We start from the raw sequence: 20,685 nt of genomic DNA, 5'->3' as shown, positions 1-20,685 counted from the left end.
CGCGATGCAGTCATATCGCACCTCACATCCGGAAGACGCCGAAGCCCTCGGCGCCTTCGATCGGGGAATTGTGGATGGCGGACAGCGCCATTCCCAATACCGTGCGGGTATCGCGGGGGTCGATGACACCGTCGTCGTAGAGCCGGCCCGACATGAACATCGGCAGCGATTCGGCCTCGATCTGCGCTTCGATCATCGCGCGCATGCCCTTGTCGGCCTCCTCGTCGAAGGGCATCCCCCTCGACTCGGCGGCGGCACGGCCGACGATGGAGATCACGCCGGCCAGCTGAGCCCCGCCCATGACCGCGGATTTCGCACTGGGCCAGGCGAAGACGAAGCGCGGATCGTAGGCACGACCGCACATGCCGTAGTGGCCGGCGCCGTAGGAGGCGCCCATCAGCACCGAGATGTGCGGCACCTTCGAATTCGACACCGCGTTGATCATCATCGCGCCGTGCTTGATGATGCCCTTCTGCTCGTACTCCTTGCCGACCATGTAGCCGGTGGTGTTGTGCAGGAACAGCAGCGGGGTGTCGGACTGGTTGGCCAGCTGGATGAACTGGGCCGCTTTCTGCGCCTCTTCGGAGAACAGCACCCCGCGGGCATTGGCGAGGATGCCGATCGGATAGCCGTGCAGTTCGGCCCACCCCGTGACCAGGCTCGAACCGTAGAGCGGTTTGAACTCGTCGAAATCGGAGCCGTCCACCACCCGGGCGATGACCTCGCGCGGATCGAACGGGATCTTCAGATCGGTGGGCACGATGCCCAGCAGTTCCTCGGGATCGTAGAGCGGATCGATCACCTCGGCCCTGGGCGCCGGCCCCTTCTTGGTCCAGTTCAGCCGGCGCACGATGGACCGGCCGATGCGGATGGCGTCCTGTTCGTCGGCCGCCAGGTAGTCCGCCAGACCCGAAGTGCGCGCATGCATTTCGGCGCCACCGAGTGATTCGTCGTCGGACTCCTCGCCGGTCGCCATCTTCACCAGTGGCGGTCCACCGAGGAACACCTTGGAACGCTCCTTGATCATGACCGTGTAGTCGGACATGCCCGGAATGTAGGCGCCACCGGCGGTGGAGTTGCCGAATACCAGTGCGATGGTGGGGATTCCGGCCGCCGACAGGCGGGTCAGATCGCGGAACATCCGCCCGCCCGGTACGAAGACCTCTTTCTGTGTGGGCAGATCGGCGCCGCCGGATTCGACGAGCCCGATCACCGGGAGCCGGTTCTCCAGCGCGATATCGTTCATGCGCAGGTTCTTGCGCAGCGTCCACGGATTCGAGGTGCCACCGCGCACGGTCGGATCGGGCGCCACGATCATGCATTCGACACCCTCGACGATGCCGATACCCGCGATGACACTGCCGCCGACATGGAATTCGCTGCCCCACGCGGCCAGCGGCGCCAGCTCCAGGAACGGCGAATCCTCGTCGATGAGCAGTTCGATGCGTTCGCGCGCGGTCATCTTGCCGCGCTTGCGATGCCGGGCCATCTTGTCCGGCCCCCCACCGGCGATGTTCTTGGCGTATTCCGCCTCGACCTCGGCCAGTTTCTCGGTCATGGCCTCGGCCGCGGCCTGGTAGTCGGCCGAATTCGGGTCGATGGATGTGCGCAGTGTGCTCAAGATTGGAACCCCAATCGCTTGGCCGCGAGGCTGGTCAGGATTTCGTTGGTGCCGCCGCCGATGCCGAGAATGCGGACGTCGCGGTAGTGCCGCTCCACCTCGGATTCCCGCATGTAGCCCAGCCCGCCGAACAGCTGAACCGCCTGGTGGGCAACCCATTCGGCGGTTTCGACGGCGGTGTTCTTGGCGAAGCAGACCTCGGCGATCAGATCGGTCTCGCCGTCGGCCGCCCGCTCGGCGACATGCCGGGTGTACACCCGGGCGACGTCGATGCGGCGGGCCATCTCCGACAGCGTGTTCTGCACGGCCTGGCGGCTGATCAGCGGCCGGCCGAAGGTCTCGCGATCACGGCACCAGCCCAGTGTCAGATCCAGGCAGCGCTGCGCGTGACCGTAGGCCTGCACGGCCAACCCCACCCGCTCACTGACGAAAGCCTGGGCGATCTGCGCGAATCCGGAGTTCTCCGCGCCCACCAGATTCGAGACCGGCACCCGCACATCCACATACGACAGTTCGGCGGTATCGGAGGCCAGCCAGCCCATCTTCTCCAGCTTGCGGCTGACCGTGAAACCGGGCCGGTCCTTCTCGACCAGCAGCAGCGACACCCCGGACGCACCCGGGCCGCCCGTGCGCACGGCGGTCACGACGTAATCGGCGCGCACTCCGGAGGTGATGAACGTCTTCGAGCCGTTGACCACGTAGTCGTCACCGTCGCGCACCGCAGCGGTGGTGAGGTGGCCGACATCGGAGCCGCCACCCGGTTCGGTGATCGCCAGCGAGCCGATCTTCTCACCGGCCAGCGTGGGTTTCACCCAGTTCTCGATGAGCTCCGCGTTACCGCTGGCCGCCATGTGCGGCACCGCGATTCCGCAGGTGAACAGCGAGGCGAACAGACCACCGGAACAGCCCGCGTAGTGCATCTCCTCGGCGACGATGGCGGCATCGATACCGTCACCGCCGGCGCCGCCGACCGCCTCCGGGAACTGGATGCCGAGTAGTCCGAGGGCGCCGGCCTTCTTGTGAAGTTCGCGCGGGATCTCCCCCGCCCGCTCCCAGTCGTCCAGATACGGCAGCACCTCGCGCTCGGCGAAACCTCGTACGGTGGCACGCAATTCACGCCGTTCGGGCGTCTGCCAGACACTCGTCGTCACGGTAGCAACTCCACTGGTATGTCGATGTGTCGAGACCGCAGCCATTCGCCGAGTCCCTTGGCTTGTGGATCGAATCGGGCCTGATAGGCGACACCGAGTCCGAGCAGGCCCTCGATGACGAAGTTCACCGCGCGCAGATTGGGCAGCACATGCCGGGTGACGCTGAGCTTCGCGGTTTCGGGCAGCAGCGCCTGCAGTTCGTCGACGGTGAGGGTGTGCGCGAGCCAGCGCCACTGCTCGTCGGTGCGCACCCACACGCCGATATTCGCGTTGCCGCCCTTGTCACCGCTGCGGGCCAGCGCGATGGCACCGAGTGGAACGCGGCGGGTCTCGGTGCGCGGCAGCGGCTGCGGGAGTTCCGGTTCCGCTACCTCGGCCAGTGCGCGGGTCGAGGCGGCGGGCGCGATCGCCACCTCGGACCCGTCGGGCAGCACCGCGGTGTGCGCGACCTCGCCCGCGTCGACATAGCCCGCGGTGAACACGCCGTAGGGGGCGCCGTTGCCGGGCGGTGAGGTCAAGGTGAAGCCGGGGTAGCTGGCCAGCGCCAATTCGACCGCGACACCGGAGAATACGCGACCGACCTTGTTCGGGTCGGGATCGCGGACCACACAGCGCAGCAGTGCGCTGGCCCGCTCCTCGGTATCGGCGTCGGGACGGTCCAGCCGCGACAGCGACCAGTCCAGTTCGGCCGGTCGCACGGGCAGCCAGCTCTCCAGCTGCCGCTGTGCCAGTTGCGCTTTGGCCTCGATATCGAGTCCGGTCAGCACGAAGGTCATCTCGTTGCGGAAACCGCCGAGGGTGTTCAGCGAGACCTTGAATTGCGGCGGCGGCGCCTCCCCGGTGACCCCGCTGATCAGGACCCGGTCCGGTCCGGCGGCACCGAGCCGGATGCTGTCCAGCCGCGCGGTGACATCCGGCCCGGCGTAGCGCGCACCCTGGATCTCGTACATGAGCTGCGCTTCGACGGTGTCGACGGTCACCGCACCGCCGGTGCCCTCGTGCTTGGTGATGACACTGCTGCCGTCACGGCGCACCTCGGCGATCGGAAATCCGGGGCGGCCCAGATCCTCGAATTCGGTGAAGAAGGCGAAATTGCCGCCGGTGGCCTGGGTCCCGCATTCGATCACGTGCCCGGCCACGACCGCACCGGCGAGCGCGTCGTAATCGTCTCGGGCCCAGCCGAAGTGAGCGGCGGCGGGGCCGACGACCAGCGCGGCGTCGGTGACGCGGCCGGTGACGACGATGTCGGCGCCGGCGTTCAGCGCCTCGGCGATACCCCAGGCGCCCAGATAGGCATTGGCGGTCAGCGGAGCGCCCAGCCCCAATTCCCGGGCGCGCGGCAGCAGGTCGTCCCCGTGGACGTAGGCGATCTTCGCGTCCAGCCCGAGTTCGTCGGCGACCTCACCGACGCGCCGTGCCAGCCCGGCCGGATTGAGCCCACCGGCGTTGACGACGACGCGCACACCACGCTCGAGTGCCAGGCCGAGGCAGTCCGCCAGCTGGCGGACGAACGTCTTCGCGTAGCCGAGCGCCGGATCCTTCATCCGGTCGCGGCCGAGAATCAACATGGTGAGTTCGGCGAGATAGTCCCCGGTGAGTACGTCGAGCTGCCCGCCTTCGAGCATCTCGCGCATCGCGCTCAACCGGTCGCCGTAGAACCCGGAACAGTTACCGATCCGGAGGACTTCCGGATCGGAGCCCAGACTGGTCATCTGCGCGGCGCCTCCTCCTGCGACGTGGCTGCCGCAGCGCCTGCGCTGCGTCGCGTTCCAGGGTCACATCGGGTACAGAAAAAATCAAGCCTGCGTGCTTGTTAATTGGCGAATAGGCAGGTGAACAGCTATCAGCGCGCCGAGGCCGCGTTCACCGCGGAGCGACTGGGGGATGTCACACACCTGCCCAGACCGGCCGGTGTGTGCCGATGCCGGGCCGCCGGGCAAGATGACAGGGTGTCCAATTCCATCCTCGTCGTCTTCCTGCTGGCCCTGGCCGGATTCCTGGTCGGCGGCGCCTTCACCATGTGGAAGAACTCGCGCCTGATGTCGGCGATCCTGGGCGTGTGCGCGCTACTCGCGGTCGTGGGCGCCATCAGCTGGTGGTGAGCGGCCTCACACAGCGACACGCGACAGCCTTGGAAGCCCCGGCGGATCGACCGGGCCGCCGACCCGACCCCCTCGAGTGACTCAGATCACTATTGAGGTTGACCTTGGGTCAAGGTGCACGCTCATCGCATCGGCACGAACGCCGACACCGGAGATTCGAGGAGCGCACGCCATGTCCATCACCCCGACCATCCAGGATCGCCCCGAGCTGCAGCAGGCCCTCGAGGCCATCGTCACATCCGGCATCACCGGGATCACGTTGCGTGTGAACGATGAACGCGGCGAGTGGACGGGCAGCGCGGGAGTCGCCGAACTGGGCGGTACCGCGACGCCGCCGATCGACGGTCACGTCCGGATCGGCAGCAACACGAAAACTTTCGTCGCGACCCTGGTGCTGCAGCTGGTGGCGGAAGGCAAGATCGAGCTCGATGCCCCGGTGGCCGAATACCTGCCCGAATTCGGGTTCGACACCCGGATCACGGTGCGAATGTTGTTGCAGCACACCAGCGGAGTGTTCAACTTCACCGGCGAGTACTACCCCGACGGGACGGTCGCGACGGGGATTCCCGCGACTACCGCGGGCAAGGAGTGGGTGGACAACCGGTTCACCACGTACCGGCCGGAGGAGCTGGTGACACTGGCGGTGTCCAAGCCGTCGCGGTTCGAGCCCGGGACCGGCTGGAGCTACTCCAACACCAACTACGTCATCGCCCGGTTGCTGATCGAGAAGATCAGCGGTCGCTCGTTCGCCGAGGAACTGCAGCGGTTGATCGTCGGTCCCCTCGGACTGGCGGGCACCGTCGCCCCGACGACTGAGACCGATATCGCCGCGCCGCACGCGCACGCGTATTACCGATACTCCGATGACGGACAAGAGCAGACCGTCGACGTCACCCTCCACAACCCCTCCTGGATCTCGAGCGGCGGTGACATGATCTCGACCAGCGAGGACCTGGCCACATTCATCTCCGCCCTCGTCGGCGGCGCCCTCCTGCCGTCCGAACTGCTGACCGAGATGTACGCCGGGCGCCCGACAGGCATCCCCGGTATGGACTACGGCCTGGGAGTCTTCGTGCAGGACACCGGAATCGGTGGCACCGTGATCACCCACAACGGCGGCGCCGCCGGTCACGCCGCGCTGATGTTCAGCACACCGGACGGCAGCACGACCCTCACCGCCACGCTGAATTATGTCGACGACGCGGCGATGTCGTTGGCCGTGCCGTTCCAGCAGGCGACGCAGCGACTCGTCGCCGAGGTGTTCTGCGGCGGGCAGGCAGACTGAGCGACGGCGGAGCCGGTACCGGGAAGGCTGGGCGGATGAACAGCGGAGTGACGATCGGGCAGGCGGCGGCTTTCATCGGCGTGACGGTGAAGACAGTGCGGCACTATCACAAGCTCGGACTGGTCGCCGAGCCCGAACGTGACAGCTCCGGCTACCGGCGGTACGGATCGGCCGAGTTACTGCGACTGGTCCAGGTCCGAACCCTCGCCGGCGCGGGCGTGCCGCTGGCGGAGATCGGGCCACTGCTCGACGCCGACGCCGAGTCGTTCGCCACCGCACTCACCGATGTCGAGCGGCAACTCGCCGCACAGATCGAGGAGTTGAACGCCCGCCGGGAAACGCTGCACCGGCTCGCCGACGGTAACCGGGCGCTCTTGCCCGACCGTGCCGTGACACTGCTGGAGCAGATGCCCGGCCTCGGGTTCGCCCCGGACGAGGTAGCCGCCGCCCGAGAGGGACTGGTACTCGCCAAAGCCCTGGTGCCGGAGGGCTTCGACGACTACCTCACCCATGTCGAGCCCGCCATGCGGGACCCCCGATTCGTCGCCCTGAGCAAGCGAGCCGCCGAAGCCGCGACCTGGGCCCCGGACGACCCTCGCATCGACGAACTGGCCACCGCCATGGCCGAGCACTATCTCGCCAACCCCGCCCATCTGAAGATCGTCACCGGCCTGCAAGCCCGCACCGAGGGCGCGGCCCGATACAAGCTGATCGCCCACCAGCGCGGGGAGCGAGCACCGGCCGCGGCACGGTTGACCGCATTGGTCGAATCCGAACTCCGCGCCGCGGGCGTCCACATCCCCAGACCGGACACCCACTGAGCCGAGCCCGGTTTCGGGTCGCGTCCTGGGTGCCGCGGGTACTGGCCGCCCCCGGCGCGAGGCGTCGATCCACGCCTGAACAGGGCGACCGCACGGAACCTGTCATCCATCATTCGTGCTCCGCGGGAGCCGGCGCCCGGGACGTCCGGACGACACCACCGCGCGGACGGACACCGGTGCCCGCCGGGCGGCCGATCACCCAGACGATGAGCGCGCACAGGGCGAAGGCAGCGCCGAGAACGCTGGATCCCACCCATCCCGCGGCGGAGTAGACCGCTGTGGTGGTGGTTGCCCCGAGGGCGGAGCCGAGCGAGTAGAACATCATGTAGCCGCCGATGACGCCGCTCGTGCGGTCCGGGTAGGCGGCCGTGAGCAGATGCTGATTGCTGACGTGTACCGCCTGCACCGCGAAGTCGAGGACTATCACCCCGGCGACGACCAGCAGCAGCGACCACGACGCCTGTCCGATCGCCGACCACGACGCGGCCAGCAATACGAGCGCACCTCCCGTGACAGCTCGCGCGCGACCGGCGTCGGCCCACCGCCCCGCTCGGGCCGCGCCCAGAGCGCCCGCGAGACCCGCGATTCCGAACAGGCCGATCTGCGCCGTACTCAGCCGCCACGGCGGCGCCGCGAGCGGCAACGCCACACCGCTCCACAACACCCCGAAGGAGGCGAACAGAAAAAGCGCGATCAGACCACGCGAGAGGAAGAGGCGCTCGCGGAACAGGCGTCCCAGCGACATCAGCACCTCACCGTAGCCGGCCCGGGCTCGACGCGGTTCGGCCGGCAGCAACCTCAGGACCAGTCCCGCGAGCACGATGAGCAGCACCGCGAGCGCGATATAGACACCGCGCCATCCCCACACCGCGGCGATTCCTCCCGCCACCACCCGCGCGCCGAGGATGCCGACGACGACACCGGAGGTGACGATTCCGAGTGTGCGCCCGCGTTCCGCCGCGCGGGACAGGTCGGCGGCGTAGGCGACCGTGGTCTGCACGACTACGGCGAACAGGCCGGCGAAAGCCAGCCCGGTCAGCAGTAGCCAGAGCTCGGAGGCCACCGCCGCCAGCACGACACCCACCGCGGTCAGCAGCAGATGCCCGGCGATGAGCGCGCGCCGATCGAACATATCCCCCAGCGGAACGAGCAGGGCCAGACCGATCAGGTATCCCAGCTGTCCGGCCGTGACGATCCATCCGAGAGCCGCCTCCGAGAGCCCCAGATCCTCGCCCACCTGGGCGAGTACGGGTTGGGCCACGTAGACGGTCGCGACCGCCACCGCGCAGATGGTGGCCGACAGCATGGTCCGGCCGGACGTCGGAGTCACGACACCTCTCCAATCAGTAGCAGATTGCAACCGAACTGACGGTAAGGCAGAATGGTTTCAATCCGCAACTCTTCAGGAGGGACGACGATTCACACCGACGGGATGACCTGGACCGACCCCACCTGTCCGGTCGCACGCACACTCGATCTGGTCGGGGATCGGTGGAGTCTGCTGATCATTCGCGATGCGATGGACGGCGCGCGCGCGTTCACCGATTTCCAGCACCGCACCGGAATCGCGCGCAATATCCTCACCGACCGTCTACGGCGCCTGGTCGAACGGGGAATCCTCGATCGACGGGCGGCCGAGTCCGGCCGGCGGCAGATCTACGTCCTCACGGCGGCGGGACGCGACCTCTTCGCAGTCGTGGTGGCCATGCGGCAGTGGGGTGAACGGCACGCGTTCACCCCGGAGGAGAGTCACTCCGTACTGGTCGACGAGACCGGTCACCCGATCCCGGAGCTGCGGCTCGTCGACGCGCGGGGCGAACCGGTCGCTGTCGATACGAGCTACGTGCGGCGCCCGCGCTGATCGGCGGCCCGCGCCCCTATTCCCCGGTCAGGCGGAAGATCCGCATTCCCTCCGGCACACCGTTGAGCGGTGCGGCGAACATACTGCGCCGATAGGGCTTCGCGACCACCTCGAGATCCTTCAGCGTGCTCGGCTCCAGCGCCTCGAGCGTGGTCTCCGAGATCATCGTGTTGCCGTTACCGCCGGCCTCCATCACCCGCGCGGCGACGGTGACATCGACCCCCAGCCAGTCGCCGCCGATCTCCCGGGGTGTGCCGGTGTGCAGTCCGGCCCGCATCCGCGGGCGATACCCCTGCACCTGCACCTCGGCCAGATTCCGTTTCGCGGTGAGAATCGCGCGCACCGCGCTGTCGGGGGAGGCGAAGACCGCCATCACTCCGTCGCCCATGCGTTTGACAACCTGACCACCGCGATCCACGATCGGCGGCTCGATCGCGCTGGCGACCCGGCGCAGCAATTCGAGGGTGGCCTCGTCACCGGCCGACAGCGACCACCGCGAGAACGACACCAGATCGGTGAACAACACCGTCACCTCCGCGCTGCCCTTACCGCGCCCGACCCGCTCCAACATCGCCTGCCAGACCTGCAGGGCACCCAGGCCGAGCTCCTTGGCGGCGTTGGGGTTGTCCCCGACGAATTTGTCCGCCGCCCGCGCCACCGCCCGAGCACCGCCGGGACCGGACAGCGACAGCGGGTCGCCGAAGGCCGGATCGCCCGGCAGATTCTCCCGCGCCCTGCGGATGACACCGATCACATCGGGACGCTGATTCGCGGCCGCCATCAGGGCCGACAGCTGGGCGGCCCTGAGCCGACGAGAGGCGCGGCGCCGGATTTCGGGGTCCGCGGCGGGGTCGAGCGGAGTCTCGAAATCGGCCTCCACGGCGGCGGGCTCCAGCTCCGGCGCGCTCTCCGATATCGGCCCGGCCCCTTCGGGACCAGCGGTTTCGGCCGGCGTGGACGCGTTCTTCGCGCCGTTCTCCCGGCCTGCCCCGAGTCCCCTGCCGCCCCGGCGCCCACCGGAACCGTTGCGACGTGCGCCCGTACCGCCGGGACCGGCTGTGCGGGACGCATTTTCGCCGTCGCCGGAGGGTTTATCGCTCACATCCCGAGCGTAGCCAATGATCGCCACCTGCCACCTCCCGATCGGACGGAGCGGGCACATCAGTGGGTCCGCCGATGGATAACGTGCTGGTTGCCGGGCCGATGTTACCGAGCGAAACTTCCGTTCGGAAGCCCCGGACGCGCTGTTCACACAGCGTTTGCACACAGCACACCGGCCCGATGCGCAGGCCGGCTGCGCATCGGGCCGGTGGTCGTCGCATTCACCGGGCAGTGGTGAACGCGACCGGGATAGCAGTCCCCCGACAGGACCGCCCTCCCGTCCCGGGCTCGCGAGGGTGAGCGCCCGGGAGCGGGCAGGTATCGGATTGTCGATCAGGCGTCGCGACGGTCGGTCACGATCAGGGCCGCGACGAACACGACCAGCGAGAAGACGGCGAAGTAGATCAAGCCGCCCCAAGCGCCCCAATGCCAGTTTGCCGCCGGTGAGCTGCTGTCGTCCAGGAATCGGTTGATATTCGCGAACGGAAGAAACGGCTGCACATTGCGGCCGAAGCTGCCGAAGCTCCCGAGCAGCGTCTCGATCAGCAAGGGCCACAACACGATCAGCGAGATCGCGGCCGCGGACTGCCGCACCAGAGCACCGATTCCGACCGACAGGACCACAGCGAGCAGGGCGTAGATCGCGATGCCGTAGATCGCGCGCCAATCGGAATCCGAGCTCAGGCTCATCCGCACCCCCGCGTCACCGGCCAGCGGTTTGGCGATCAGGTAGGCCAGCAGGGCCAGGACGAAGGTGAGCACCGCGGCGTAGACGCCGGACAGCAGTGCCTTGGTGGTCAGCACCAGGGCGCGGTTCGGCGTCGCCTGGAAGGTGGTGCGGATGATGCCGAAGCGGTATTCGCTGGTCACGGTCAGGGTGGCCATGATCATCAGGACCATGACACCGAACTGGCCGACCCCGGCGGTGGCGCCGGCGGTCGTCAGCAGGGTTTGATTCTGCCCACCCATGCTCGACCGGGCGACGGCCGCGAACAGCGCGGCCAGCCCCAGACCGAGCACGACGACGACGGCCGAGCACCACCACGGTGATCGGGTGGAGGTGAGCTTGATCCGCTCCGCGGCGACGATCCCCATTACAGCGCACCTCCCATGACCTGTTCGATACCTTCACCGTGGTACTGCACCGCACCTCCGGTCATGCGCATGAACGCCTCCTCGAGCGAAGCCTGCTGCGGCGCCAGCTCGTACAGCGTGATGCTGTTGGCGCCGGCCAATTTACCGATGGCATCGCTGGTTTCACCGACGACCACCAGCGCCGCGGTGGCCTCGGCCCCCGCGACCGCCTCGCGCTCACCGGCTTCGCCGTCCTCGCGCACCGTCATCCCGTTCGAGGTGAGCAGGCTGCGCAATTCGTCGAGTTGCGGACTGCGCACGCGCACAGTCGATTCCGACGACTTGGCGATGAAATCCTTGGTATCGGTGTCGGCGATCAACCGGCCGCGGCCGATGACCACCAGATGGTCCGCGGTCTGTGCCATCTCCGACAACAGATGGCTCGACACCAGCACGGTGCGGCCCTCCGCGGCCAGCCGCTGCATGAACCGCCGGATCCACAGGATGCCCTCGGGATCGAGGCCGTTGACCGGTTCGTCGAACAGCAGCACCGGCGGGTCGCCGAGCAGCGCGCCGGCCAGGCCGAGCCGCTGGGACATACCGAGTGAGAAACCACCGGCCTTCTTGTGCGCGACCTCGGTCAGGCCGACCAGGTGCAGCACCTCGTCGACCCGGGTGACCGGAATATCGTTGGTCGCGGCCAGCCAGCGCAGATGAGAGCGCGCCGAGCGATTCGGATGCACCCATTTCGCATCCAGCAGGGCACCGACCGTGCGCAGCGGCTGTGCCAGTTCCTCGTAGCGCACACCCTCGATATGAGCCGTACCGGCGGTGGGCTTGTCCAGTCCGAGGATCATTCGCATCGTGGTCGATTTACCGGCGCCGTTCGGGCCCAGAAACCCGGTGACCTTACCGGGCGTGACCGTGAACGACAGGTCCTCGACGGCGACGGTGTCACCGTAGCGCTTGGTAAGACCTCTGCATTCGATCATGCGCACCAGTGTTCCCGAGAAACCGTCGCCGCACTATCGCTCACAGGTCGCGAGTCCCGTCATCCACAAGGATGATCCGTACCCGGAGGGGTATGAGTGGTGTCCCCGAGTCCCGACCGGCCGCGTGAGCTGGGGACACCCGTTCGTTCACACCGCCGGAGACGACGCCTGGGCCCAGAACCGCTTGGGGATGCGCCCGGCGTGACGCGCCAGATATCCGGCCTGCACCGCGGCGGCCATCGCGGCGGCCATCCGCGCGGGCTGCCGAGCGCGGGTGACCGCGGTGGCCAGCAGCACCGCCGCACAACCGAGTTCCATGGCCAGTGCGGCATCGCTGGCGGTGCCGATGCCCGCGTCGAGGATCACCGGCACTCCGGCAGCCTCGACGATCATCTCGATATTGTGCGGATTGCCGATCCCCAGTCCGGTGCCGATCGGCGCGCCCAGCGGCATCACCGCCGCGCATCCGGCGTCCTCGAGCCGCCGGGCCAGGACCGGATCATCGGTCGTATAGGGCAGCACCACGAAGCCCTCGTCCACCAATTGTTCGGCGGCCGAAACCAATTCGATGGCATCGGGCAGCAGCGTGCGCTCGTCGGCGATGACCTCGAGTTTGACCCAGTCGGTATCGAGCGCCTCACGCGCCAGCTGAGCGGTGAGAACGGCCTCGGCGGCGGTGCGGCAGCCCGCGGTATTGGGCAGCAGCGCGATATCGAGGCGTTTCAGCAGATCCAGCACCCCGGTTCCGCCCGCGGCGTCGACGCGGCGCATCGCGACCGTGGTCAATTCGGTCCCCGAGGCGACCAGCGCCTCCTCGAGAACCGCGAGGTTCTCCGCGCCGCCGGTGCCCATGATCAATCGGGAGCCGAATTCCCGATCGGCGATCCGCAGCGGTTCGCTCAGCGCCGCGTCAGCCACCCTGCACCGCCGTGAGCACCTCGATCTGCCAGCCACGGCCGACCGGCTCGTCCCAGCGCCCCTTCGGGAACAGCGCGCCGTCCACCGCCAAGGCCACCCCGCGGCACGGCAAATCGAGTCGCTCGAGCAGCTCCCGGACGGTGAGCGGGACGTCGAATTCGTGTTCGACGCCGTTCACGGTGACCCCGATGGGGATCGACGCGGCACTCGGTTGAGCGGTCACTGGTTACCTCCTGATGATGGTGCGAATCGCTGCGGATCGGCGGCCTTCGCCTCGGCCAGGGTGTCGCCGGCCAGCAGCGCCGTGACGGCGTCGACGGTGATCGGCACGCCGAGGATGCCGTTGCGGCCGTGGCCGGTGGCGGCCACCACCCGCTCCGACAGCCGCCCGATCAGGGGCAGATTGTCCGGCGTGCTCGGGCGCGCGCCCGCGGTGGCCTCCGCCAGTTCGTATTCGCCGAGCGCCGGCCACACCGCTTCCGCGTCGGCGATCAGGTCACGCACACCGGCGACGGTGACGGTGGTGTCGAAACCGGCCTCGTACTGGGTGGCGCCGACCACGATGCCCTCGGCCCGCGGCACCAGGTAGATCGGACGGCCGTGCACCCGGGCCCGGATCACCCGCCGCGGCGGCGGTGCGGTGCCGGGCCGGCGGCGCAAGCGCAGAATCTCCCCCTTGACCGGCCGGACGGGCAGTTCCCACAGCCGCGCACTGGCCGATCCGGCGGCGAGCACGATCCGATCGTGGTCGAGTTCCTCGACCGCGCGCACCGACTCGGCCAGGATGTGCACACCGGCCTGGTCACACGCGCGCCGCAGGGCTCCGACCAGCAGCCGGTTGTCCACAGCCGGTTCGTCGGCGGCCAGCAGACCGGCCCGGACGGTGCGCGAGAGCCCGGCTTCGGCCGCGCGCACACCGGCCCGGTCCAGCAGCCGCATGTCGTAGCCGTGGCCGCCGCAGAAGTCGGCGATGGTGCGCAGATCGGCGGCGTCGGCGGCGTCCAGCGCCAGCGTCAACGTCTGATCCGCCACGAAGACGTCCACACCGGTGGCGGCGCGCAACCGCGCGCCGAACTCCGGCCAGCGGCGCAACGACGCCGCGCCGAATTCGAGGAGATCGTCCTCGCCCGGCCAGCCCTCCGACAGCGGGGCGAGCATGCCACCGGCCACCCAGGACGCACCGGCGCCGATATCGGGATCGACGATCGTGACCGCCCAGCCCTGTTCGGCGGCACGCCATGCCACCGCGAGGCCGATCACACCCCCACCCACGACGGCCAGACTTCGCATCACTCCACCTCACTCGGTCCCGGGACAGTACGAACCGCGACCGTGCAACGACCCTCCCGCGCGGCCGCCATCGCTGCGGGAATGCCCTAGTATTTCGCCTCTCCACGGTAGCGCGGCTACGGTCGGACCCGTGCAACCGTCCCATCCCCATCGTCCGATCGCGCCCCGCGAACGCCTCGCCTCGGCCCGGCTCTACCTGTGCACCGACGCCCGGCGCGATACCGGGGACCTGGCCGCGTTCGCCGAGGCGGCGCTGTCCGGCGGTGTCGACATCATCCAGCTCCGGGACAAGGGTTCGGCCGGAGAGGCGAAGTTCGGACCGCTCGAGGCCGCTGCCGAACTCGGCGCACTGGCCGAGTTGAAGGCCGCCGCGCGCCGCCACGGCGCGCTGGTCGCGGTGAACGATCGCGCGGATATCGCGCACGCGGCCGGTGCCGATGTGCTGCATCTGGGCCAGGGCGATCTGCCGCCCTCGCACGCCCGGCGGATCGTGGGTCCGGAGGTGGTCATCGGCCGTTCCACCCACAATCGCAATCAGGCCGGACTGGCGCTCGTCGACGAGAACATCGACTACTTCTGCACCGGGCCGGTGTGGAATACCCCCACCAAGCCGGGCCGCACCGCGGCGGGTATCGACCTGGTGCGCTCGACCGCGGACTCACATCCGACCCGGCCGTGGTTCGCCATCGGCGGGATCGACGCCGAACGCCTGCCCGAGGTGCTCGCGGCCGGCGCGACGCGGATCGTGGTGGTCCGCGCCATCACCGCGGCGCGCGATCCGCAGGCCGCCGCCCGGGAACTCAAACAGCGCCTGCTGGACAACGCCGCGGGCACCCGCTGACGAGTGCGGGCTCGGCTCAGCTCAGCACCTGGTCCAGGGTCAGGACCAGCAGTGCGCCGGCCGGTGCGCCGCATCCGTTGTCGTGCCGGGCGATTCGCGCGGTCGGGATCTCCGGACCGGGCGCGTCCAGCCAGACGAATCCGCGATCGGCGAGATCCACCGTGCGCGGCAGCGCCGCGGCGACGGCCGCGGCATCGGCCACACCGGCGAGATCCAGCCGCGCGGACGGTGCGCGTAAACCCGGCCAGGCAGCGGCGAAACCCGGATGCAGCGGACGCTCGTCGACCTCCTCCTCGGGCACCCAGGCCAGTTCCGCGCTTTCGCGATTCGCGGTGGTCGCGAGTGTTTCGGGGGCATCGGCGACCACGGTGGTGTAGGTCCAGCCACTGGCCGCCGTACTCGTCACCCGGCTGCCGCGCACCCGGACCGCGGCGGGGGCAATTCCCGCTTCTTCCTGCGCTTCCCGTACCGCGGCGTGCACGCTGGTCTCATGACTGTCACGCGCACCACCGGGCAGCGCCCAGGTTCCACCCTGATGACTCCACGGCGCGCGGTGCTGCAGCAGCACCACCGCGCCACCGCCCGGTCGCGGTGCGCGCAACAACAATCCGGCCGCCCCGAACAGGCCCCATTGCCGCGTCCCATCGGGGCTCTCCAAGAAGCCGTCTCCGTCACCGCGCATACTCCGCCTCGTCCCGATCACGCCGGCGTCGACGATCCTCGCCGACCTCGTGGTACCGCGGTCATGCCCGACACATGTCCAGCGGTACCGGTACGACCACAATAAGCTCAGTCCACACAATGCAACCCGGCGAACGAACGGAGGCGGGCATGGCTCGCACCGAGCAGCGACCGCTCGACGAGTCGTCCCCGCACGCTGCGCCGACCACCCTGCGCGGCCGATTCGACCGGACCGCGGTGCGGTGGCGACTGGATGCGGCGGTGGTGCGACGCAGGCTCGACGCGACCGATATGCGGGCCTTCGCCCGCTCGTCACCGGCCCGCCTGGTCGCGTTGGGCCTGTTACTACTCGGGCTGTGCCTGTTCGCCGGCGCGGTCACCTCCGCTGAGGTCGGCGACCGCCAGCACGCATTGGATCACCTGCTGAACGAGGCCGAGCCCGATGCCAATTCGGCTCAGCACCTCTACACCTCGCTGTCGGTCGCCGATGCCGCGGCGGGAACGGCCTTCATATCCGGTGGACTGGAACCGAAACCGGTCCGCGACCGCTACGACCAGGCGATCGGGGAGGCCGCGGCCGAATTGGTCGCCCAGTCCGACAATGCCGGCGCACCCGGTGCCGCACCGCCCGACGCCGACACCAGGCTGCGCACCGTCGTCGCGACCGAACTGCCGGTCTACAGCGGCCTCATCGAGACCGCGCGGGCCAACAACCGCGAGGGCCATCCGGTCGGCGCCGCCTATCTCAGCGAGGCGTCGAATCTGATGCAGAACACGATGCTGCCCAGAGCGCAGGAGTTGCAGGGACACCGCTCCTCCGCGATCGCGCGGACCCAGCACGACCATGTGCGACCGCCGTGGGCCGCGATCATCCTGCCGGTGCTGGCGCTGGCCGCCCTGGTCGCCGGCCAGTTCTATCTGGCCCGGCGCTGGCACCGGGTGCTCAATCCGGGGCTGCTGGCGGCCTCGGCGACATTGCTGGTCCTGTTGGCCTGGACGGTGATCGCGGGATCGGTCTCGGCGGTGTCTACCACCTCCGGGCGCGACGACGGCGCGGTGCCGGGCGCGGAGCTGACCGAGAGCCGCATCCTCGCCCAGCAGGCGCGGGCCGCGGAGACGCTGAAGCTGGTGCGCCGCGACGCGAGCGGCGATTACGACCACACCTTCGATACCGCCACCGCCCGGCTCGACCAGCTGCTGACCCACTATCCCGGCGACGCACCGGGTTCCGCCGAGGTGGCCCGGGCGCGAACCTCGCTGGAGCACTGGCGTACCGCCCATCAGCGGATGAACGACGCCCTGGGACGCGGCGATTTCCCGGCCGCCTCCGAGGTGGCCATCGGTGCCGATCCGAGTCAGGCCAGCGCGTCGGTGGACACCCTCGACAACGCGCTCGGCGCGGGTATCTCCGACACCCGTGATGCCCTGCGCAACAACATCTCCGACGCTTCACGGACGCTGGACTTCCTCGCGCCCGGTGCGCTGACCCTGGCCGCGCTGGCGGCCGCGTTCGTGGTGGCGGGCCTGTGGCCACGGCTTCGGGAGTATCGATGAGCAGAGAAGTATCGCAGCGGACCCGGCGCTCGGTCGCGACGCTCGCGGTGGCGGCCGCAGCCCTCGTCGCGGCGGGTTGCGGTGGTGCGCAATCGAATCCGCGCGCGTCAGACAGCGGCACCTACACCGAGCCGCCGCTTCCCGCGAATGCCCTCGTCACCGGGCCGGAATCCACCGCGCAGCCGAATGCCGAACCGCAGTGCGGGAATCCGACGGCCAGCCTGCGCCCCACCGGCGCCGGCCAGGGCCCGAGCATCGACGCGATCCGCGCACGGGGACGGCTGCTGGTGGGCCTGGACCCCGGCAGCAATCTGTTCAGCTTCCGCGATCCGATCAGCGGCACCCTGGCGGGGTTCGATGTCGATATCGCCACCGAGATCGCCCGCGATCTGTTCGGCGATCCGCATCGGATCGAATATCGCATCCTGGGATCGGCGGATCGGGAGAAGGCGCTGCAGGATCACAGCGTCGACATCGTGGTGAAGACCATGACCATCACCTGCGATCGGCGCCAACGCGTCGACTTCTCCACCACCTATCTGATGTCGCATCAGCGGGTGCTGGCCGTGCGGGGTTCCGGTATCACCGGGATGGCGGATCTGGCCGGCAAACGCGTGTGTGCCGTCGGCGGCACCACCTCACTCGACCGGATCCGGCAGATCCGGCCGCCCGCCTCGATCATGACGGTGCCGACCTGGGCCGACTGTCTCGTGGTGTTGCAGCAGCGGCAGGTCGATGCCGTCAGTACCGACGATGCGCTGCTGGCCGGCCTGGCGGCCCAGGACCCGTACGCGGAAGTGGTGGGCGCCGACCTCAGCGATGAGCCCTACGGTGTCGGAATCCCGAAGGGCAATGACGATATGGTTCGTTTCGTGAACGCCACCCTGCAGCGGTTGCGCACCGACGGCACCTGGGATCGGCTGTATCGGGCGTGGCTGGCCCCCGCGCTGGGTCCCGCCGCCGGACCACCGGAACCCACCTATCGGGACTGATCGATGTCCGAACGCCAGGATCTCCCCGACTTCGACTCCCCGCCCACGGCATTGACCCCCGCCCCCGAGGCCGGGGAGGAACCGACGCTGCCGCGGGCCCGCCAGGAACCGGAATCGGCGGGCACCGAACCTGGCCCCGCTCCGACGGCGGCAACCGAATTCGGGGGACCCGGCACCGTGGCGACACCGGGTACCGCCCCGGCACCGCGGACCACGGCCGCCGACTCGCGCGGCTCCGAATCCAGCCGGCCCAGCGGCCGCAGCGGCCGCACGGTTCGCACCCGGCCCACCACGCGCCGGCTGGGCGCGGGGCTGGTCCCGATTCCCATTGTGCCGCCGATGGATCCGATGGTGGCGGTGCTGTCCGATCCGATGGTCGCCGAGGGCCGCCGCTACTGCTGGCGCTGCGGCCGGCCGGTGGGGCGCAGCACCCCCGCGCACGCCGCCTCCCCGGCGGGTGAATGCGGGAACTGCGGCGCCCCTTACGATTTCCGGCCCTACCTGGGCCCCGGCGACAGCGTGGCCGGACAGTACGAGATCCAGGGGTGCATCGCACACGGCGGACTCGGCTGGATCTATCTGGCCATCGACCGCAACGTCAGCGATCGCTGGGTGGTGCTGAAGGGACTGCTGCACGGCGGTGACGCCGAAGCCCAGGCGGTGGCCGTCACCGAACGCCAATACCTGGCCGAACTCGCCCATCCCAGCATCGTCAAGATCCACAACTTCGTCGAACACCCGGGACCCGACGGCACCCCGATCGGCTACATCGTCATGGAGTACGTCGGCGGCCGTTCCCTGCGCGATCTGCTGGACACTCATCAGCGCCCGGAACGGATGCCGGTCCCCGAGGCCCTCGCCTACATCCTGGAGATTCTGCCCGCGCTGGACTATCTGCACTCCCTGGAGCTGGCCTACAACGATCTCAAGCCCGACAACATCATGGTCACCGAGGATCAGGTGAAGCTGATCGACCTGGGTGCCGTCGCTCCCTTCGACTCCTACGGGAATCTCTACGGCACCAAGGGGTTCCAGGCGCCGGAGATCGCCGCCACCGGACCGACCGCCGCCACCGACATCTACACGGTGGGCCGCACCCTGGCCGTTCTGACGGTGAATATGCCGATGGACGCGGGTCGCTACACCGACGGTATTCCGCATCCGGATATCGAACCCGTCCTCGCGCGCTACGAATTCCTGCACCGGCTGTTGCTGACCGCGACCGATCCGGATCCGGCCCGCCGCTTCCCCTCCGCGCGCGTGATGGCCACTCAGCTCGCGGGCGTCCTGCGCGAGATCCTGGCCACCGACACCGGTGCCGAACATCCGCAGCTGTCGACCCTGTTCAGCCCGCCGCGCACGAGTTTCGGCACCGAGGAGCTGATCGGCCAGACCGACGTCTACGCCGACGGCGTCGTGCGCGGCAAAGAGCTCGGGGCCCGCGCGATCGCCGCCGCGTTGCCGGTGCCGCTGACCGATCCCGCCGATCCGTCGGCCGCACTGCTGGCCGGCACCGTGCACGCCGAGCCCGAACACGCGCTCGACGCGGTTCGCACCGCACGACGGCGTGCCGAATCGGCACCCGGCGGCGCGCCGGAGAGTTTCGCCCTCGAGAGTCTGCTGGCCGAGGTCCGGATCCACCTCGATCTGGACGAGCCCGCCGCCGCGCGCGAACTGCTGGACCGCATGGGCGAATACGATTGGCGCAGATACTGGTTCCTTGGTCTGATCGCCCTGCGGGAACAGGATTACGAACGCGCCTACGGCTGTTTCGACGAGGTCCTGTGCGCCCTCCCCGGCGAGATCGCGCCCAAACTCGCGCTGGCGTCGACCGCCGAACTGGTTCTGCAGCATTGGGACTCGCCGGATCCGGGCCAGTGGCGACAGTACGCGGAGAAGTTCTACGCCACCGTGTGGCGCACCGATCGAGGGGTGGTGAGCGCCGCCTTCGGACTCGCCCGCCAACTGGCGTCCGACGGCCGGGTAGCGGCGGCGGTGACGGCCCTGGACGAGGTCCCGGCCACCTCGCGCCACTTCACCGAGGCGCGGCTCACCGCGGTGCTGCTACTGCTCACCGCACAAGCGGTCGAGGAACTGCCGGAGTCGGCGCTGCGGGTGGCGGCGGATCGGCTGCAGGCATTGCCACCTGCCGAACATCGCGTCGCCCAGCTGCGGGTGCTGACGCTCGGCACCGCCCTGGCCTGGCTGCAGGCCGGACACACCCCGCAGCGCCGCGATACCACCCTGTTGGGCAGACCGTTCACCGAACGCGGCCTGCGGCGCGGTATCGAAACCGGGCTGCGCGGGCTGGCCCGAACGGCTCCCGGCCGCACCCATCGGTACGCCCTCGTCGATCTGGCGAACGCGATCCGCGCCAAGAGCTGGTTCTGACGGCGTCGCG

The 20,685-nt window shown here is 69.1% G+C and carries 19 protein-coding genes; 8 read left to right on the top strand and 11 right to left on the bottom strand.

Translation table 11 applies throughout. The annotated features are described in order from the left end of the window. Positions 1 to 22 precede the first annotated feature (22 nt). The 3 genes from LKD76_RS02875 to LKD76_RS02865 are packed head-to-tail and all read right to left on the bottom strand — an operon-like array spanning position 23 to position 4,484. Positions 23 to 1,621, bottom strand: coding sequence for an acyl-CoA carboxylase subunit beta (locus LKD76_RS02875; RefSeq protein WP_227979372.1), 1,599 nt, complete (start codon positions 1,619 to 1,621; stop codon positions 23 to 25). Next, on the bottom strand, positions 1,618 to 2,772 hold the full coding sequence (locus LKD76_RS02870; RefSeq protein WP_227979371.1) for an acyl-CoA dehydrogenase family protein: 1,155 nt from the start codon (positions 2,770 to 2,772) through the stop codon (positions 1,618 to 1,620). Before LKD76_RS02870 ends, LKD76_RS02875 begins: the two co-directional genes overlap by 4 nt. Then, entirely contained in the window at positions 2,769 to 4,484 is a 1,716-nt protein-coding gene (locus tag LKD76_RS02865; protein ID WP_227979370.1) for an acyclic terpene utilization AtuA family protein, read from the bottom strand. The genes LKD76_RS02870 and LKD76_RS02865 overlap by 4 nt, the downstream gene beginning before the upstream one ends. Before the next feature lie 237 nt (positions 4,485 to 4,721). On the opposite strand from LKD76_RS02865, the gene LKD76_RS02860 reads away from it, so the two are divergent. From LKD76_RS02860 to LKD76_RS02850, 3 genes are all read left to right on the top strand, one after another. Then, the gene (locus LKD76_RS02860; protein WP_227979369.1) at positions 4,722 to 4,874 is read left to right on the top strand and encodes a CG2302 family histidine operon protein; all 153 of its coding nucleotides are present in this window, start codon (positions 4,722 to 4,724) and stop codon (positions 4,872 to 4,874) included. Between the two features lie 172 nt (positions 4,875 to 5,046). Further along, positions 5,047 to 6,159 (top strand): serine hydrolase domain-containing protein, encoded by a 1,113-nt coding sequence (locus LKD76_RS02855; protein WP_227979368.1) that lies wholly within the window; start codon positions 5,047 to 5,049, stop codon positions 6,157 to 6,159. Between the two features lie 35 nt (positions 6,160 to 6,194). Continuing rightward, positions 6,195 to 6,980, top strand: coding sequence for a MerR family transcriptional regulator (locus LKD76_RS02850; protein WP_227979367.1), 786 nt, complete (start codon positions 6,195 to 6,197; stop codon positions 6,978 to 6,980). A 109-nt stretch (positions 6,981 to 7,089) separates the two neighbouring features. Here LKD76_RS02850 and LKD76_RS02845 read toward each other — a convergent pair whose 3' ends face one another. After that, the gene (locus tag LKD76_RS02845; RefSeq protein ID WP_227979366.1) at positions 7,090 to 8,310 is read right to left on the bottom strand and encodes an MFS transporter; all 1,221 of its coding nucleotides are present in this window, start codon (positions 8,308 to 8,310) and stop codon (positions 7,090 to 7,092) included. Between the two features lie 102 nt (positions 8,311 to 8,412). Here LKD76_RS02845 and LKD76_RS02840 point away from each other — a divergent pair, with 102 nt between their 5' ends. Continuing rightward, on the top strand, positions 8,413 to 8,841 hold the full coding sequence (locus LKD76_RS02840) for a winged helix-turn-helix transcriptional regulator (protein WP_227979365.1): 429 nt from the start codon (positions 8,413 to 8,415) through the stop codon (positions 8,839 to 8,841). A 16-nt stretch (positions 8,842 to 8,857) separates the two neighbouring features. Here the strand turns inward: LKD76_RS02840 and LKD76_RS02835 are convergent, their stop codons facing one another. The 6 genes from LKD76_RS02835 to thiO form a co-directional block, all read right to left on the bottom strand. Continuing rightward, entirely contained in the window at positions 8,858 to 9,622 is a 765-nt protein-coding gene (locus tag LKD76_RS02835; protein ID WP_227985069.1) for an adenylate/guanylate cyclase domain-containing protein, read from the bottom strand. 653 nt (positions 9,623 to 10,275) lie between these two features. Next, positions 10,276 to 11,037 (bottom strand): ABC transporter permease, encoded by a 762-nt coding sequence (locus LKD76_RS02830; RefSeq protein ID WP_227979364.1) that lies wholly within the window; start codon positions 11,035 to 11,037, stop codon positions 10,276 to 10,278. Continuing rightward, the gene (locus tag LKD76_RS02825; protein ID WP_227979363.1) at positions 11,037 to 12,008 is read right to left on the bottom strand and encodes an ABC transporter ATP-binding protein; all 972 of its coding nucleotides are present in this window, start codon (positions 12,006 to 12,008) and stop codon (positions 11,037 to 11,039) included. Before LKD76_RS02825 ends, LKD76_RS02830 begins: the two co-directional genes overlap by 1 nt. A 147-nt stretch (positions 12,009 to 12,155) precedes the next feature. Next, positions 12,156 to 12,911: a thiazole synthase gene (locus tag LKD76_RS02820; RefSeq protein WP_255660813.1), complete on the bottom strand. Its 756-nt coding sequence runs from the start codon at positions 12,909 to 12,911 to the stop codon at positions 12,156 to 12,158. 7 nt (positions 12,912 to 12,918) lie between these two features. Further along, a complete protein-coding gene (gene thiS / locus LKD76_RS02815) occupies positions 12,919 to 13,149 on the bottom strand; it encodes a sulfur carrier protein ThiS (RefSeq protein ID WP_227979361.1) in 231 nt (76 codons plus the stop codon). Then, positions 13,146 to 14,216: a glycine oxidase ThiO gene (gene thiO, locus LKD76_RS02810; RefSeq protein WP_227979360.1), complete on the bottom strand. Its 1,071-nt coding sequence runs from the start codon at positions 14,214 to 14,216 to the stop codon at positions 13,146 to 13,148. The genes thiS and thiO overlap by 4 nt, the downstream gene beginning before the upstream one ends. Positions 14,217 to 14,346: 130 nt before the next feature. On the opposite strand from thiO, the gene thiE reads away from it, so the two are divergent. Next, entirely contained in the window at positions 14,347 to 15,057 is a 711-nt protein-coding gene (gene thiE, locus LKD76_RS02805) for a thiamine phosphate synthase (protein ID WP_227979359.1), read from the top strand. A 16-nt stretch (positions 15,058 to 15,073) separates the two neighbouring features. On the opposite strand, the gene LKD76_RS02800 is transcribed toward thiE, so the two are convergent. Next, positions 15,074 to 15,739 carry an NUDIX hydrolase gene (locus tag LKD76_RS02800; RefSeq protein WP_227979358.1) on the bottom strand — a complete coding sequence of 222 codons (666 nt, stop codon included), beginning with the start codon at positions 15,737 to 15,739 and terminating at the stop codon, positions 15,074 to 15,076. A gap of 149 nt (positions 15,740 to 15,888) precedes the next feature. Here LKD76_RS02800 and LKD76_RS02795 point away from each other — a divergent pair, with 149 nt between their 5' ends. From LKD76_RS02795 to LKD76_RS02785, 3 genes are read left to right on the top strand one after another with little or no spacing between them, the layout of a single operon-like run. Next, positions 15,889 to 17,292 carry a GlnX family signal transduction membrane protein gene (locus LKD76_RS02795; protein ID WP_227979357.1) on the top strand — a complete coding sequence of 468 codons (1,404 nt, stop codon included), beginning with the start codon at positions 15,889 to 15,891 and terminating at the stop codon, positions 17,290 to 17,292. Then, positions 17,289 to 18,284: a glutamate ABC transporter substrate-binding protein gene (locus tag LKD76_RS02790; protein ID WP_227979356.1), complete on the top strand. Its 996-nt coding sequence runs from the start codon at positions 17,289 to 17,291 to the stop codon at positions 18,282 to 18,284. Before LKD76_RS02795 ends, LKD76_RS02790 begins: the two co-directional genes overlap by 4 nt. A gap of 3 nt (positions 18,285 to 18,287) precedes the next feature. After that, the gene (locus LKD76_RS02785) at positions 18,288 to 20,675 is read left to right on the top strand and encodes a serine/threonine-protein kinase (protein ID WP_372465724.1); all 2,388 of its coding nucleotides are present in this window, start codon (positions 18,288 to 18,290) and stop codon (positions 20,673 to 20,675) included. Positions 20,676 to 20,685: the final 10 nt, after the last annotated feature.

Origin of the sequence: Nocardia spumae (genome assembly GCF_020733635.1) — a bacterium.
GTDB lineage: Bacteria > Actinomycetota > Actinomycetes > Mycobacteriales > Mycobacteriaceae > Nocardia > Nocardia spumae.
This window is presented reverse-complemented; position numbering and strand designations above follow the sequence as displayed.